This is a genomic window from Mucilaginibacter pocheonensis, assembly GCF_031456535.1.
GTDB lineage: Bacteria > Bacteroidota > Bacteroidia > Sphingobacteriales > Sphingobacteriaceae > Mucilaginibacter > Mucilaginibacter pocheonensis.
This window is the reverse complement of record NZ_JAVDUU010000003.1, coordinates 963256-978581: the sequence shown is the minus strand read 5'-3', so window position 1 is coordinate 978581 and position 15326 is coordinate 963256. Positions and strand designations below refer to the sequence as shown.

General features: G+C 41.3%; 16 protein-coding genes. 5 read left to right on the top strand and 11 right to left on the bottom strand.

The window, feature by feature from the left end:
• Positions 1–18 precede the first annotated feature (18 nt).
• On the top strand, positions 19–687 hold the full coding sequence (locus J2W55_RS17540; RefSeq protein ID WP_310098540.1) for an HAD family hydrolase: 669 nt from the start codon (positions 19–21) through the stop codon (positions 685–687).
• 319 nt (positions 688–1006) lie between these two features.
• Here the strand turns inward: J2W55_RS17540 and J2W55_RS17535 are convergent, their stop codons facing one another.
• The 10 genes from J2W55_RS17535 to J2W55_RS17490 all read right to left on the bottom strand — a co-directional run bounded on the left by J2W55_RS17535 (position 1007) and on the right by J2W55_RS17490 (position 10678).
• Complete coding sequence (locus J2W55_RS17535; RefSeq protein WP_310098537.1) at positions 1007–1438, bottom strand: GNAT family N-acetyltransferase; 432 nt, start codon at positions 1436–1438, stop codon at positions 1007–1009.
• A 10-nt stretch (positions 1439–1448) separates the two neighbouring features.
• Positions 1449–1898 (bottom strand): carboxymuconolactone decarboxylase family protein, encoded by a 450-nt coding sequence (locus J2W55_RS17530; protein WP_310098534.1) that lies wholly within the window; start codon positions 1896–1898, stop codon positions 1449–1451.
• A gap of 364 nt (positions 1899–2262) precedes the next feature.
• Positions 2263–2673: a hypothetical protein gene (locus tag J2W55_RS17525; protein ID WP_310098531.1), complete on the bottom strand. Its 411-nt coding sequence runs from the start codon at positions 2671–2673 to the stop codon at positions 2263–2265.
• A 281-nt stretch (positions 2674–2954) separates the two neighbouring features.
• Positions 2955–3605 carry an FMN-dependent NADH-azoreductase gene (locus J2W55_RS17520; protein WP_310098528.1) on the bottom strand — a complete coding sequence of 217 codons (651 nt, stop codon included), beginning with the start codon at positions 3603–3605 and terminating at the stop codon, positions 2955–2957.
• Between the two features lie 213 nt (positions 3606–3818).
• A complete protein-coding gene (locus J2W55_RS17515) occupies positions 3819–4289 on the bottom strand; it encodes a hypothetical protein (protein ID WP_310098525.1) in 471 nt (156 codons plus the stop codon).
• Between the two features lie 53 nt (positions 4290–4342).
• Positions 4343–5938, bottom strand: coding sequence for an MFS transporter (locus J2W55_RS17510; protein ID WP_310098522.1), 1596 nt, complete (start codon positions 5936–5938; stop codon positions 4343–4345).
• A 4-nt stretch (positions 5939–5942) separates the two neighbouring features.
• A complete protein-coding gene (locus J2W55_RS17505; RefSeq protein ID WP_310098519.1) occupies positions 5943–7001 on the bottom strand; it encodes an HlyD family secretion protein in 1059 nt (352 codons plus the stop codon).
• 2 nt (positions 7002–7003) lie between these two features.
• On the bottom strand, positions 7004–8329 hold the full coding sequence (locus J2W55_RS17500; RefSeq protein ID WP_310098516.1) for a TolC family protein: 1326 nt from the start codon (positions 8327–8329) through the stop codon (positions 7004–7006).
• Positions 8330–8433: 104 nt separating this feature from the next.
• Complete coding sequence (pyk, locus tag J2W55_RS17495; RefSeq protein ID WP_310098512.1) at positions 8434–9864, bottom strand: pyruvate kinase; 1431 nt, start codon at positions 9862–9864, stop codon at positions 8434–8436.
• Positions 9865–10132: 268 nt separating this feature from the next.
• Entirely contained in the window at positions 10133–10678 is a 546-nt protein-coding gene (locus J2W55_RS17490) for a peroxiredoxin (RefSeq protein WP_310098509.1), read from the bottom strand.
• 105 nt (positions 10679–10783) lie between these two features.
• Here J2W55_RS17490 and J2W55_RS17485 point away from each other — a divergent pair, with 105 nt between their 5' ends.
• The gene (locus J2W55_RS17485; protein ID WP_310098506.1) at positions 10784–11635 is read left to right on the top strand and encodes an AraC family transcriptional regulator; all 852 of its coding nucleotides are present in this window, start codon (positions 10784–10786) and stop codon (positions 11633–11635) included.
• Positions 11636–11724: 89 nt separating this feature from the next.
• Positions 11725–11952, top strand: coding sequence for an acyl-ACP desaturase (locus J2W55_RS25785; RefSeq protein ID WP_374726374.1), 228 nt, complete (start codon positions 11725–11727; stop codon positions 11950–11952).
• A gap of 147 nt (positions 11953–12099) precedes the next feature.
• Here J2W55_RS25785 and J2W55_RS17480 read toward each other — a convergent pair whose 3' ends face one another.
• Positions 12100–12993 carry an AraC family transcriptional regulator gene (locus J2W55_RS17480; RefSeq protein WP_310098504.1) on the bottom strand — a complete coding sequence of 298 codons (894 nt, stop codon included), beginning with the start codon at positions 12991–12993 and terminating at the stop codon, positions 12100–12102.
• Positions 12994–13105: 112 nt separating this feature from the next.
• Between J2W55_RS17480 and J2W55_RS17475 the strand changes: the two genes are divergently transcribed.
• Positions 13106–13774 carry a cytochrome b/b6 domain-containing protein gene (locus J2W55_RS17475; protein WP_310098500.1) on the top strand — a complete coding sequence of 223 codons (669 nt, stop codon included), beginning with the start codon at positions 13106–13108 and terminating at the stop codon, positions 13772–13774.
• A gap of 220 nt (positions 13775–13994) precedes the next feature.
• The gene (gene ilvA, locus J2W55_RS17470) at positions 13995–15242 is read left to right on the top strand and encodes a threonine ammonia-lyase IlvA (RefSeq protein ID WP_310098495.1); all 1248 of its coding nucleotides are present in this window, start codon (positions 13995–13997) and stop codon (positions 15240–15242) included.
• Positions 15243–15326 lie beyond the last annotated feature (84 nt).

Here is a 15326-nt window from a genome sequence, read left to right as displayed (position 1 = left end):
TTAAAAAGAAAGTTTTCAATGATTTCTTCCTCTAACACATTTATTTTCGATATGAACGGAACCATGGTCAATGATATGCATTATCATGAATTGGCCTGGTATAATATACTGGTAAACGAACTTGGCGCTAAACTTACACAGGAACAGGTCAAACATCAATTATATGGCAAAAATGAAGAACTATTTGCCAGGGTGTTTGGGCCTGATTGGTATACGGATGAGGAAATTGACGCAATCACGCAGAGAAAAGAAGCATTATACAGAAAAGAATTTCTTCCTGAACTGAAGCTCATTGATGGTCTTGATGATTTTTTAAGAATAGCCTATACATTGCAAATACCATTAGCCATAGGTACCGCAGCAATTCCTTCCAATGTAGACTTTGTTTTGGATAATCTTGATATACGCCGCTACTTTCCAATAGTGATCGGGCCGGATGATGTAAAATTGAGCAAACCAGATCCAGAGGTATTCTTAAAAGCTGCCAGTGATCTTGGTGTATTGTCGGAAAATTGCATTGTATTTGAAGATTCGCCTAAAGGCATAGAGGCAGCCCGCAGAGCCGGTATGAAAGCAATTGGCGTAGCTTCCTATCATACTCCGAAAGAACTGGAAAACAGCAACGTCATAGCAATTATAAATGATTATTACGATCCCTTTTTATCCAGACTTTTTTTAGATTATTAATCCCAAATTTACTTGCTCCTTAAATTTCATTATTAGGTGATTTATGAGGAACCAACTATTGTTAACTATTTTATTAGAATTCTGAATTAAACGATTAGTTGAAATCTAGTATTTAAAAAACTAATCAGCCGGTTCTTTTAACACGTAATCAGCGGGAACACCATCAGGCCGTCGTTTTTCGGCATGGCTCAAGATTGGCCATATTAGCGAAGTCTAAATTATAAAGTTCTAAAACTTTCGCCAGTGCCTTAGCATGGCAATCATGAATAGAGGGCTTAAAGCCCTCTATTCATGATTGAAAGCACTTTACCTTCAACAATTAGGCAATTAATTTGGCAAAATGGTTACAGGCCAGGAAATAGCCCTTATTTAAATAAAGTCGGTGTGCATCATGAAGCATGTACCCGCTGTCAAGTTGTACTGAAGGTGCACCGATCTGTGCAGCTTCCTTCGTAACAAGATCCAGCAAAGCACCAGCGTAGCCTTTTCCACGGTGGGCTTCATCAGTATACAGGTCATCAATATAGATCATTTTGCCTGTACGTAAAGTACTGAGCGTCCGGTAACCAATAAATGCCGCCGCTTTCGTACCGCCCTCATCCGGTATATAGGCCAGCTTAAAATACTCGGACTTCATCATACACAGAATCTGGTCCGCGAAGGTCTCCGGTTCAAGATTAGGCCTGAAACCCAAAATTACCTCTTTGCAAAAATTAATTTCGCCTACGGTTTTTGCGAATTTGATTTCCATGATTGTAGGTTTAAATTCTGTGTTTGATCGGGTGCATTTTCAGGCCTACGCCAACCCTGTTCCAGCTATTTATATTGATCGCGGCAAGAAGTATATAGGCCAATTTTTGCTCACCCAGCAGATTGACCGCCTCCTCATACGTTTCATCTGAGATTCCGTGATCTCCGATCCGGGTGACTTCTTCCGTTATCCTCAGCACAACCTGCTCTTCCGCTGTGAACCATTCTTTCGCTTCTTCCCATGCGCTAAGTACAAAAAGTTTTTCCTGGGTTATGCCCACTTTTATCGCATCATAGCTGTGCATGTTCATGCAGAAAGAACAGCCATTAAGCTGTGAGGCCCGTACCTTGATCAGTTCAAGATATTGCGGGTCGACACCGCTTTTGGCCACGGCATCCAATTCTTTCATCAACTTGTGTGCTTCCGGCAGATGATTCTGCAATCCTAATCGTTTGCTCATTTCTGTAAATTTTAGTTAAAAAATAATTTATAGGATCGGCTACATAGCCGACAAGAACAAAATTATCTTCGTTGCAGGACTGTTTTAGGTTCCAGTTTTTATCCTTAAAATAGACCAGATGCGTTTTACATTCAGATGATGCTTCTGTCAGGGTATGTTTAGATATTCATCGTCATCATTATGGTCGACCTCCTAAGCACCCCAGGAGTTATTTAACCAAATCCGTCGTTTCAAATCCTGTACAGACAAAACGTCTTGAAAAGTGGAAGCCTAAAATCGATACTAACAGGAGATACATGGTGAACCGTTTGAGCATGAACTAAGCGTTCGTTGGCTTTTTTATACAGAAAGGTTAATGATGTTCTTATCGTTTTTTCCCCGGTCGCATCAGAACCAATACCGTGGCCGGTAAAATTGCTCCAAGCACCAGCGGGAATATGCCCAGTATTTTATCGACGGGTGTCATGAACATGTGACTCATTTGTAGATGATAGATCAGATGCGGAATTGCGAAAACAAGGTTCGCCAGGCAGGCCAGCCTGACTATTCCATCACTCAAATTTACAACGGCATAAAGCGATAAGAATGCCATCGCAAGAAAAGAGGCTCCGATATCTACGATAAAATGTTCATTGTAAGGCCCAGTAATATCAATCCAATGTAAGCCCATGCCTGGAAAACTGCTATAGAATTTCTGTGGGAAAAAGAGTGCCCAGATTCCGGTGATCCCGTTGGAAATAGCCAGGTAATAAAGAATGCTTTTGACAGGTTTCATATGTTGTTTTGAAACGACAATACTACAGCCTTTAAGCTTTTAATTTGGGTGCCAGTTATCCAAAAGGAGATCATCCAGTTCTGTTCTCCGCTATTTAAGCGGATATTTAGAAAATTTATCTTCCACAACCACGTAAGCAATGACCGCGATACAGGCGGTCATAACGGAACGGGTAATAGCGTAGATCAGAAATTCCATTTCATTTTGATTTTAGGAACAATTAGCATTTCGGTTAATTAACGAACTCAGGCGAACTTTAAAAAACAATCCTGACGAGATTATCATTCCACACAAGATATTTCCAGGCTTTCCACAATAGACCTGATCTCATCCATGGCGCATTCTAAAGACCTAACCAGTTCATTACCGTCAGTAAGTTCACCGTTGACGGTCACTTCCTGAATGTCCGTAATCCCTATCATCGCGAAAATGGCTTTCAGATAGGTCGATTGAAAATCCAAATGGTGGTAATAACCGCCTTTATCGTAGGCTACTGCGCCGCGGGACTGAATTAGAATTATTTTTTTTTCTCTTAGCAATCCGATGTAAGGGTTTCTTGTGTTCCCCCGGTCGAGTATCCAGGTCTCATTTATTCGGATTACCTGATCCAAATAGGCTTTCAGTGAGCTGGGAATGCTAAAATTGTACATAGGCACACCGATGACGATCACTTCCGCCTCCCTCAATTCTTTAATATATCCATCGCTTAAGGCTAAAGCATTCACTTCATCGGCTGACCTTGATTCCGGCTCTTTAAAAGCCCCGGAAATCCATTGTTCTGAAATATGCGGGACTTTTTCCTGTCCCAGGTCGCGGTAGGTGATCTTGGATCCGGGATTTATCATTAACCAATAAGAAGCGAATATGCCGGTCAGTCTTCTGGTATGCGAACAAATAGTCCTCGGACTGGAATTGATAATTAATAAATTCATGTGTTCATCTTTTTTTACAAATTTATCATCATGTCTATCGCCGGAGGTTCAACTACTTTAAGAAATACAGGTACCCATAAAATATCTTTTATCGCCGGTAAAAGAGTACCAGGCAATTTAAATTATCTGGTACCAAAATTTTGGTAATGTTCGATCAGTTCACTTTCTTCCACAACTAACAGACTCTAAAAAGGCAGCAGAACTGATTTATTTCTAATAATAAAGAGGCCTTATCCAGGGCCGGTGTACGAGCGGCGAAAATGCCCATGGGATAGATATTAGCATAATAAGAAAACCGATACTGAACCAAATAACCTGGGTTTTAAATCTACATTGATCATCTGCCTGTTTGCTCGCTTTATAAGTGCCGATGGAAAAGATCGCCATGGACACCATCATCGTACCGACATGCTCAATCCCAAAGAACCTTATCTCGCGCATGTGTACCGCTGTCGCCATGTTATGCCAGAAATAGCTCACCACAGGACTGACGATATATAACCAAATGCCCAATGTCAGTTGAATATGCAATATCGATGTGGCGGTTATGCGCAAAATCCGGTCATATATTGTGTAGTTAACTTTAGCGCGAAAAGCCCAAAAAGAGCGCGCAATCATCATAATGACAAACAAAAGCAATAACCAACGAGTTGCCGAATGAAATGCTAACAGATATGGATACATTTTAAAAAAGATTACAGTTACCAGGTATTTCCCATGTGACATTAATTCTTGTGTCAATATGCAATTGGTGCCGGGCGTTTTGATTTAAGGTTGATGATGGTACGATTAATGGACGGAAATAAGATGATCATCAGCAGTATACCTAAAATAGCCCAACTAATGATCTGGTAATAATCCAGTGCAAACCTAAGCTGTGACTGTGCTATCAGTCCTTTATTCACGAGGCTATTGGCGATCTTTGTTGCCTGGTCCGGCGCGACGCCTTTTGCGATCATCGCGTTTCGAACGGCACTCAGCCTGTCAGACGTTGCAAGCGTAAGGCCGTTCAGTTGATCCTGAAACCTGTTGAAATGATCGGTTTGGCGATACAGCTGAAAATAATTAATCAGGGCTATACTGGAACAAAAACCGCTGAACCTGATAAATATACCCACGGCTGAGCCGGTATTGCCGAACTTTGCAGGAGATGACGATACAACAAACAGGATGATCGGTGCCATCAGCAATCCGGCACCAAAACCCTGCAGGATAACCGGTATGATTAATTCTTCAGCATCTACCTGCGTATTAAACATAAAACACATCACTATGTGAAATAACAACAGGATGGAAAAGCCGTAAATAAAGATATGCCGGATAGATTTTTTGATCAGGATCAACTTACAGGAAACAATAGCTGCCAGTATGATCGCCACAACATTATAAATCATTAAATAACCAATGTGAATCGGATCAAGGCCCCATACGGCCCCCATGATACCGGTTGTAATGCCGAAAGATCCCCGGCAGATGTAAAACACGAATAGCAAAAGGGCCCCGATGATAAAGTTTCTCTGCCTGAAAACACTCAGGTATATATAAGGGCGTTTTAATCCTTTTTGCCTGATGATGAATAAAATAATGAGTATGATAATCAAAATGGCTGCTATTCTGATGTTTTTATCATCGAACCAATCGTATTCCTGGGCATACACAGCGATATATCCAACCAGGCAAAAACCTGTTGTGTAAATGAGAAAACTCGGCCAGTCTAACTGGTATAGCGGAAACTTCCGGTTCAGCCGCACATTATTCATAATAACAAACATCAAAGCAGCGCCAGGCAAATAGGAATAAATGGCAACTTTATAGATCACGTTAAAATTAAAGTTGTCGATAAGGGTCGATGTGGCGATGGTCGAGAAAGGAATCGCGGATAATAAAATACCATAGATGACAGAAAACGCAATTTCACGGGCACGTTCTGAAAGCAAGCGGCTGAACATTAAGGTAGCTGTGATACTTAGCGTACAACAGGTTAGCAGTCCCTGTATATACCGGAAGATCAGTACTAGCTTAAAATCCCGAATAAGGTAACATAGAAAACAGGTGGTCATTAATAAAATCACACTGATCATTAAATATTCTTTACTGGCTATGTTTTTGAAAAACCTTGATTCCAGGACAACAAAGCTTGCCATCGCGGAGTAAAAAATGATGAAAGAATATTGCACATCGTTAGGACTTACACCGTAATAGCCCGCTGCAGCGTTAGCGTTACTGATGGATAGTACAAAAAGTATCAGGCCCGGCAAGACGACAAGAAACAGGGCGAGGCGGATAAGCCATTCAGGCACCCAGGGTTTAAAAACCGGTATTGCTTTGTTCATAGCGTTAATTTTTAGGAACTGCAACGTTGGCATTCATGCCCGCACTCAGGAATGATTGTGCTGGGTCATTTAAATCGATCTGAATCTTAACAGGTATACGCTGTGCGATCTTGACAAAATTGCCGGTTGAATTATCAGGCGGCAATAAGGAAAAACGCGCGCCGGTTGCTGGTGACCATGACAAGATCTTTCCTTTGATCTCTTTATCAGGATAGGCATCCGCCACAATGTTTACCGTTTGGCCAATATGCATGTTGTGTAATTGCGTTTCTTTGAAGTTTGCGACTACCCATAGACCTGAATTCTTGTCCACAATGTAAGCAAGGGTTTGCCCGATCTGTATTTGCTGTCCGGGTTGAATGGTTCTGCGACCGATTCGCCCGTTATAAGGGGCCGTTACCACGGTATAGTTGACATCCAGATCCGTACGTTTTAATACCAGATCACGACGATTGATCTCGGCCATTACAGGTGCGATCTGCGCTTTACTGTCCATGACTTTGGATAAAGCAACTTCGTAATTGTGAACAGCAGCCTGGTAATTGGATGTGGCTACCTCAAGCTCGCTCTCGATATTTTCCATTTGTTCCTTTGTAGCAGACTCCGCTTCCAATAATTTCTTATACCGGTCATATTCCTGTTGCTGCCGGGTGAGTTTTGATTTTGCCGCGCCTATCAGCGCTTTGTTAACCTCAGCTGCTTTTTCCGCTGTTTCAATGTTAGCTTGTAGCGCGCGTACCTGCTCTTTACTGGTTTGCAAGCCAGCTACGGATTGTTCTCTATTGAGCTGATATTCGTTATTGTCTATGATCAAAAGTGTATCACCTTTTTTTACCTCCTGGTTATCATTATAACGGATTTCTTTAATAAATCCGCTGACACGGGCCGTAACGGGATTGATGTAAGCCTCCACCTGCGCGTCGTCTGTTTCTTCAAAAGCATACCAGTGCCTGATCGTAATTATTCCCCAAATCAATAGGCATATGGCTATTAAGCCTGCGATCATCGTTGTGATCCGGGTAATTAATTTATCTGTAGTCGTATAGTTAGTCTGCTTTACCATTGTTATAGTTTTCCTGTGATATTTAATAGTTGATAGTATTGGAATTGAGCGCTGATCTTGGCTGCTGCCAGATCAAACTGGGTTTGTAATAGCTGGGTGTCTGCATCAAGCAGATCAGTTATTAGTGAAGTGTGATTGAAGTAAGTATTATTTACGATCCTGCGGTTTTCCGTAGCCTGTTGCACATTTGTTTCGGCAACTCTTAAACGCTTTATTGATTCCTGAAATCGCAGGTAGGCTTCATTTACATCTTCCCTAAGCTCATCCCTGATCTTCAGGTCTTCCACCTCCTTTGCGTCGTTGTCAAGTTTGGCAATTTTTTCTTTATGAGAATTTTGGTATAAAGCTGAAATTGAATATGATGCCCTGATTCCGGCCATTCCAAATCCATAGATGTTACCCGAATAGGGAAATAAAAAGATCTGCGGATAGCTGTAAGCATAATTGGCGAAAAGCCCGACTTTAGGCAAAAGATTAGCCTTTACATCTTTGAGCTGTAAACGACTTAGCTCCGTTTCTCCCTCGGAGATTTTTACCTTAAAGGCATTATGATCAGCATAATCCAGATAGTTGATATGGGAATCAAGATTGATGGAGTCCGGCTCCTGGGTTGCTGCCGTGTGGATGTGTTGACCATCAGGCGCGCCGATTAGGGTATTTAGCTTATCGTTCGCAATAAGCAGGTCATTTTGAAGCTGAACCAACGCGAACGACTGTTTGGAAAGCTTTAATTCGGCCCTTAATACATCGCTTTTTAGAACTGCCCCATTGGTTTGTAAGGATTTAATACGCTCCAATTGTTTTTTTTCAGCATGGATATCCTTTTGTAACAGGGCTTCAAAGATCAAACTTCTTTGCATATCCAGGTAATAAGCCGTAGCCTTTAGCTTGATCTCAGATAGCGTTAGATTCGTTTTTACTTCGGCGATCCGATAGGCGGCTTTTGATTGGGCAATCTTGAGATTGGTTTTATTTCCATTATAAATGTTGAGGTATGCGCTGCTACCTATTTTATAATAGTCATGTAGAACAGGGAATTGACTGGGCGTATGAAATATACCATGGTCAAAAACCGGCATATTGCTGACCCGCGCATACTCGCCGTCCGCGCTAACATCAGGTAACCGTTCTGTCTTTGCATCCCGGATAGATTCTAAATTTGAATTTTGTTCTATTCTTTTGATCTGAACAGATCTACTTTGAACAGTTACTTTGTCCCAAATTTCCTGGAGCGTAAGTGTAATGCCGGAGGTGTCCTTTGGGGTTTGTTGGGCAGCTACATGTGATACAGGCCCCCAAAGCAAAATTATTATATAAATTTTTTTCATTAATTGGTTGATTGTCTGCCAGTAATAAAAGATTGTATGCTTCCAGATGGTCGGTTGACCATCTTTACTGTGTTAATAAAAAGATAATTGAATCATGTCCGGCCTCAGTCGAGTACGCTAACCTTTAACAAATTTGTTTTTCCTAGTTCGATCAGCGGCGCTGTAGCTGTATTTATAACTACCTCTCCTGGTTCAATCAACCCTGCATTTTTAAGTATGCGGTTCACATCTGCTATGCTTTGGTCAGTGCTTTCCAGCTTATCATAGAAAAATGCTTTGACACCCCAAACCAGGCTAAATGCGTTTAAAAGGCTGCGGTTAGCAGTAAACACAAATATTTTTGATTTTGGCCGGTGTTTGGAAAGTTCCAGAGCACTTAAACCTGTTTGCGTCATTACCGCGATGGCCCGTGCACCTGTTGCCTTCGCCAATCCCACAGCTGAGGTACATAATGCTTTGTTCAGGTCACCTTGGGTTGATATCTCATTGCCAGGTGTACGGTAGTAGTCATAACCGTGCGTCTCAACGTTTCCAATGATCTTGGTTAAGGTTTGAATAACTTCCACAGGGAATTCACCCACTGAAGTTTCACCACTCACCATTACAGCATCCGCACCATCTAACACCGAATTTGCTACATCATTAACTTCTGCCCGGGTAGGCCTTGGTGATGTAATCATTGACTCGATCATCTGTGTCGCTACAATAACAGGCTTCGCAGCTGCGCGGCATTTGTTGATGATACTTTTTTGAACCAATGGTACGTTTTCCATAGGAATTTCTACACCTAAGTCTCCGCGCGCAACCATAACAGCATCTGAAATGGCGATGATCTCGTCGATATTTTCAACCGCTTCGGGCTTTTCTATCTTAGCCACAACTTTGGCGTTTTTACCCTTGTTTGAAATAATGTGCTTCAGAAAATCAACGTCTATAGCATTTCTCACAAAAGACAATCCGATCCAGTCAATTTCATTTTTTAGTGCAAAATCCAAGTTGGTGAGGTCTTCTTCGGTCAAACTCGGAATGGATACTTTAGTGTTGGGCAGGTTAACGCCTTTTCTTGAAGTTAGTATGCCTCCATGTATGACCTGGCATTTCACCAGATCCTTCTTATTCGTGCTGATAACTTTAAGCTGAATTTTTCCGTCATCCAGCAGAATAATTTCATTCGGTTTTACATCCCAGGGGATTTGCAGATAACTAATGTAAATCTGACTTTCATCACCGACACATTCATTGGTAGTGATATTGATAAAATTGTTATTAGTTAAGACAATTCCACCTTCTTTAACCAGGCCTATTCTTATTTTGGGCCCCTGCAGATCAGCCAATATCCCAACATTGGTTTTTAGTTCTTTATTGAGGCTTCGGATGGTATCAATAATCTTTTGATGGTCCTGAAGGGTGCCATGCGAAAAGTTTATCCGGCATACATTAAGTCCTGCATTGATCATGGCTTTCAAGGTTTCTTTATTGCCTGATGCTGGTCCCATGGTGGCCACTATTTTTGTCTGATAATATATGTTTTGCATTTGAATTGTCCCGGTATTTGCCGGATTAACGGGTTGAATGAAGCGGAGTTCGTTGCAGATAATTCGCAGAAAGTGCTAAACCGCTTAATTGTTCTTAGAAAAAGGATGAAGTCTTTTAAGATGGCACCTGCAACCTGTACATCGCCCGCAACTGGTACACGGAACAATGCATTTAACCCTCTAAGGTCATTATCAGTCGCGGTACCATTTACTTAATCAAAAAAAAACCGCGAATCATCCTTAATCTTTATAGAGTTTGTAGCTGAAGCTACACTGTTAGCCTCTCTTGTCCTTTTACCCAGTTGCAAGGGCATAGTTCATCGGTTTGCAGCGCGTCTAAAACCCGTAAAACCTCTTTTACATTTCGACCTACATTCAGATCGTATACACTAACCCATCGGATAACCCCAGAAGGATCGATGATATAGGTTGCGCGGTAAGCGATTTTTTCGTCCTTATCAAGGATGCCTAATTCTTCAGCCAAAGATTTTGAGGTATCTGCAAGCATCGGGAACTTTAAATCAGCAAGGTCAGGATGGTTTTTTCTCCATGCAAGGTGGACGTATTCTGAATCGGTTGATGCGCCGATCAGAAATGCGTCCCTGTCCTTAAATTCCCCGTGCGATTTATTGAATTCCGCGATCTCCGTAGGACATATAAATGTGAAGTCTTTTGGCCACCAAAACATGACTGTCCAAGCATCCGCTGTACTGACGAGTCTTGACGAGGAAATATTTTCAAATTCCTTTCCGTACTCTATACTTACCACTGATTTTTTATCAAAATCAGGGAACTTTTCATTAATTGATAACATATCGTTTTTTAATCTAAATCCACTAAATTTTTATCGTGACAAAGGTATTGGTGATGGATATTTTGAATTAGGTAAAAAACAAACATTTATCAGTAGTTTTGTGCCATGAGGGCAAAACAATTATTTAAGGAACTGGAGGTTTCCGTGATCGCTGTTGACCGGGCTACCCAGGTGAGACATACGCATCATTTCTTCCAGATCATCTACGTTCTTGAAGGTGCCGGCATCCAGGTCATCAACGGAAACCGTTATCCGTTTACCAAGGATGATGTTTTTTTACTTACCCCTGATGACGACCATAGTTACATTCTGGATTCGAAGCCCTTGTTCTGCGTAATTGATTTTACCAAAAATTTCTTTTTTAAGCACGCCAACAGTAAAGAAGAAAAAGTAGATGTGAGTGATTTCTTCAACCGCCTGGAATACATCTTTCACAATCAGCATAATGTCAAAGGAAATCTGGTACACCCAAAAGATAAGGACATATTCAGTATCCTGATCAGCCAGTTAATTTCAGAGAAAGAAAATGAACGAACCTTTGGAAAGATCATCACGCAGAATATTATATTTCTCATTCTCAATTTAATAGCCAGGAATATACAGGATCACATCATCGCTTACGCTAAAGAATTAAACCCTAAAAACAAGACCCACGAGATTATCAGCTATATTCAACAGCACATCTTTGAAAAGGAATTTCTCAGTATTTCAGCTATCGCTGGTCATTTCAATGTTTCTATAGGGCATCTCAGCAGATCCTTTAAAGAGGAAACAGGTCGTACTATAAAAGATTATATCACCAAATACAAACTGGAGATCATTAAATCAAGATTAAAGTTAAGCGATTTGACCATCAGTCAGATTGCCTTTGAAATGAACCTGGCCGATGAAAGTCATTTAAACAAGATCTTTAAAGCAGCTTTTGGTATGACCGCCAGCCAGTATCGGAACTCTTAAGGGTTGATATTTACGGATAAATGTTTGTTTTTTACCTGTTTTTTTTCTTTTGACCGGTAATATCTTTGCAAATGAATTAGAGGTGCTATATTTCTGACCTTTATGAGCCGGAATTAAGCCATAGTCACCCAAGTGCCGATTATGTCGATATTTTAAAGAGCCTTTTAGAGTCCTGGCGAATTTTATCCTTGTATAATTTAAATGAAGCCGGGGCAATCGCTCGCGATTACCTGATGAACCTTCCTGATAGGCTGATTTGTATCTCGGATAGACGAAAGGTGTCTTCGGAAGATTTTAATTTTTCATGGATTAGATAGTGACAGATTTGTATCATTCCGTTATCAAAGTTGCTCTGAATTTTTTGGTTATCCGGTTCGTTATGCATTATGCAAGGCAGCGGCATAGCCGAAAATTTTAGTGCAGCAATTGCATCAGCATTTTATAAAGGATAATTACTGATTCTTTTAGCCCGCGATATTTGAATAGGTGGCGCTACTCGTGCGAGCGAACTCATTTCTGAATTGCTTCGCCGTTTTGCCAAAGGTGTTTTTGAATGCTTTATTTAAATGGCTTTCATCTGTGAAGTTGAGTTCATCGGCTATTTCTGAAATGGTAAGGTCACTGAATTTAAGTCGCGTCGAAATGATCTCCATTTTGTACCTGGTAATATATTCCTTTATGCTGCTCCCGGATTGTTGCCGGAAATACCTGCTGAGATGACCTTCCGACAGCCCGAAATGTGCCGCAATATTTTCAACCTTAATGGCTTCCCTGTCATATATATTATGCTGGATATAGGCCGTAATATTATGGGTTTTGTTCTTCGCATCCGCGCGCAGGGAGTAATCATATAATGTTTGCTGGATATTTCTTGCAATCAGGTTAAGTAGTAAAAATATGACATTTTGGGTGATAGCTTTCCCAAACGGCAGGTCTTTGTTCTGCTCTGAGATCAGTTGCTCTATCAGTGCATTGAATACGGCCTTGTCGTTTTCCCTGATGATCTTTCCATTGACGCCATGCAAATTGTGAAAGATGTATTCGAGCCTTTTGAAAGATTCACTCAAGTCAGATACATCATCCAGATCACGATTATTCTTTGAAAATAAACTCTGCGTGAAATCGATCATACAGAATTTAGGAACAGGATCTGCCACAAAACTATGCTGGTCACCCGGTACAAGCAGAAAAGCATCTCCTGGAGCAAACTCAAAGCTGTTATTATTGATGGTATGGATTCCGCTGCCTTCCAGCACGTAAGCGAGCTGAAAATAATGATGGGAATGAAGCGCACCGGCAACCTTGTCAACGTCCATGATCGTCACTTCAACCGTTTTATAAAGTTGCTTCGTCCGCATATGTAAAGGTACTGAAAAATGTTCGATTTTTACCTGTTTGAGCAAATGGGAGTGCTGTTATTTTGATCTGCCAATTTCGAAGTAATACCGCTTCAATTTCAGGCACATTCAGATGAATCAAAATTCAAATTTCACCCATTCAAAAATTACTACCGGAAAGTCCTCCGGATTTTTAAGATTTTGGCACTGGACAAACATGCTTGTCCTCTCAGGATCTTTACTTACTGTAGTCATCACCGCTACGGTAATGAAAACTTCAGGTGTATCAAACCTGCTCAAAGAGGGTTTGGCTAAATCGGGTATCAATATCAAACAGGAGGTTATCAATTCTACAGCGCAAAGGATTACAGATTCTTTTTGGTTCCTGCATTTATACTTCGGGTATGCTCTAACTGCTTTGTTAATGTTCAGGCTGCTGCTCGAATGCTTTCAGATGCGCGAACAGAAATTGATCCGTTCGCTTAAAAAATTGGCTGTGATCTATAAAAGCAATCATCAAAATTACCAGGCAAGGCATTTACTGATTGTTAAGATTATTTACATGATCTTCTATCTTGCTTTAATAGTAATGGTTTGCACGGGTTTATTCATTGGGTACGGAACTTCCCTGAGTTTTTATAATGCTGTAATTGGCCCGGTACGTGCCGTCCATAGTGCTGGTTTCTATTTTATGCTCATTTTCATTTTTACCCATCTTTGCGGGGTTTACCTGGCTGAAAAGGGCCGGTCTCCGGGAATAGTGTCTGGAATGATACATGGAAAACCGCCAGTTGAATTATAGATAGGATTAGCAAAAACTACCGAAAAACGCAGGCTTTTTACCTGTTCGCCTTTTCGGTTGGTTTATAGATTTGTCCGTTTTAAGCGCAATTAACAAGCGTTGTAATATGGTCTGATGAAATCTCCTGCTTTTAGTTATATACTTTTTCCTTCGGCCGGTGATCTCAAAAAATGCGGGCCCTTAATTCTGCTATTAATTTACTGTCTCCATCCCATTTCTTATGTTAATACATTCCGATTCTTTAGATCCCCGCTCTGCTGCTAGGCGTTTGGCTAACGTTGTTAAACAAACACCGCTTATCTATAACCGCCGTCTTTCAGAAAAATACAATTGCGAAATTTGGCTGAAACGGGAAGATTTACAGGTAGTCCGTTCCTATAAACTCCGTGGTGCTTACAACATGATCAGTCAATTGTCTTCTGAAGAATTAAGCCGTGGCGTTGTTTGCGCCAGCGCAGGTAACCATGCGCAGGGTGTGGCTTATTCTTGTGACCAGTTAGGTACAAAAGGCGTCATTTTTATGCCGGAGATCACGCCTAAGCAAAAGGTTCAGCAAACCGAAATGTTCGGAAATGGCAAGGTAGAACTGGTTTTGGTCGGCGATACGTTCGATGATTGCCTGAAAGAAGCGCTAGCCTACACTGCAGCCCATCAAATGACCTTTGTTCCCCCATTTGATAACCTCAGCGTTATCGAAGGACAGGCGACTGTAGGTGTTGAAATATTAAATGATTTGCCTGAGGTCGAGGTAGTGATTATGCCGGTTGGCGGTGGTGGCCTGGCTGCCGGTACAGGTAGTTTTTTAAAGCGGGAAAATCCTGCTATAGTATTAATTGGGGTTGAACCTGAAGGAGCGCCATCCATGTTGGAGGCATTTAAGCATGGCGGGCCTGTTACCTTGCCGGAGATCAATCGTTTTGTAGATGGCGCATCGGTAAAGCGTGTCGGTAGCTTGACCTATGATCTTTGTAAACAGGTGCTGAATGAGGTAAAACTTGTACCTGAGGGTAAGGTTTGTACCAGTATCCTCAAATTGTATAATGAAGAAGCGATTGTTGTGGAACCTGCGGGCGCATTAGCTATTGCAGCCTTAGATGATTGCCGCGAACAAATCAAAGGCAAAAAGGTCGTATGCGTGGTTAGTGGAGGAAATAATGATATTGCCCGGATGCAGGAGATCAAGGAAAAGTCCCTGCTATACGAGGGGTTAAAGCATTATTTCATTGTCCGTTTTCCGCAAAGGCCGGGTGCTTTGAAATTGTTTGTGAACAATGTATTAGGGCCTCATGATGATATCACCCGTTTCGAGTTTATCAAGAAAACTGAAAAAGAACAAGGTCCCGCTTTGGTTGGCATTGAATTAGCTGGCAAAGATGATTATCAGGGTCTTTTAAGCCGGATGAAAGCGTACCGCTTCGATGTGATCGAGCTGAATAAACACCAGACTTTATTTGAATACCTCGTTTAAGCCTGGTCTGTCAATTATTTACCGAAAATTTGGAGTTTTTTACCTTTTTGCAGACTTCGCTGCTGTTTAGCTTTGGCCGTTATG

Coding starts and splice junctions, on each gene's coding strand:
- J2W55_RS17540 (WP_310098540.1), top strand. CDS start 19: ATGATTTCTTCCTCTAACACATTTATTTTCGATATGAACGGAACCATG.
- J2W55_RS17535 (WP_310098537.1), bottom strand. CDS start 1,438: ATGGAAATCAAATTCGCAAAAACCGTAGGCGAAATTAATTTTTGCAAA.
- J2W55_RS17530 (WP_310098534.1), bottom strand. CDS start 1,898: ATGAGCAAACGATTAGGATTGCAGAATCATCTGCCGGAAGCACACAAG.
- J2W55_RS17525 (WP_310098531.1), bottom strand. CDS start 2,673: ATGAAACCTGTCAAAAGCATTCTTTATTACCTGGCTATTTCCAACGGG.
- J2W55_RS17520 (WP_310098528.1), bottom strand. CDS start 3,605: ATGAATTTATTAATTATCAATTCCAGTCCGAGGACTATTTGTTCGCAT.
- J2W55_RS17515 (WP_310098525.1), bottom strand. CDS start 4,289: ATGTATCCATATCTGTTAGCATTTCATTCGGCAACTCGTTGGTTATTG.
- J2W55_RS17510 (WP_310098522.1), bottom strand. CDS start 5,938: ATGAACAAAGCAATACCGGTTTTTAAACCCTGGGTGCCTGAATGGCTT.
- J2W55_RS17505 (WP_310098519.1), bottom strand. CDS start 7,001: ATGGTAAAGCAGACTAACTATACGACTACAGATAAATTAATTACCCGG.
- J2W55_RS17500 (WP_310098516.1), bottom strand. CDS start 8,329: ATGAAAAAAATTTATATAATAATTTTGCTTTGGGGGCCTGTATCACAT.
- pyk (WP_310098512.1), bottom strand. CDS start 9,864: ATGCAAAACATATATTATCAGACAAAAATAGTGGCCACCATGGGACCA.
- J2W55_RS17490 (WP_310098509.1), bottom strand. CDS start 10,678: ATGTTATCAATTAATGAAAAGTTCCCTGATTTTGATAAAAAATCAGTG.
- J2W55_RS17485 (WP_310098506.1), top strand. CDS start 10,784: ATGAGGGCAAAACAATTATTTAAGGAACTGGAGGTTTCCGTGATCGCT.
- J2W55_RS17480 (WP_310098504.1), bottom strand. CDS start 12,993: ATGCGGACGAAGCAACTTTATAAAACGGTTGAAGTGACGATCATGGAC.
- J2W55_RS17475 (WP_310098500.1), top strand. CDS start 13,106: ATGAATCAAAATTCAAATTTCACCCATTCAAAAATTACTACCGGAAAG.
- ilvA (WP_310098495.1), top strand. CDS start 13,995: ATGTTAATACATTCCGATTCTTTAGATCCCCGCTCTGCTGCTAGGCGT.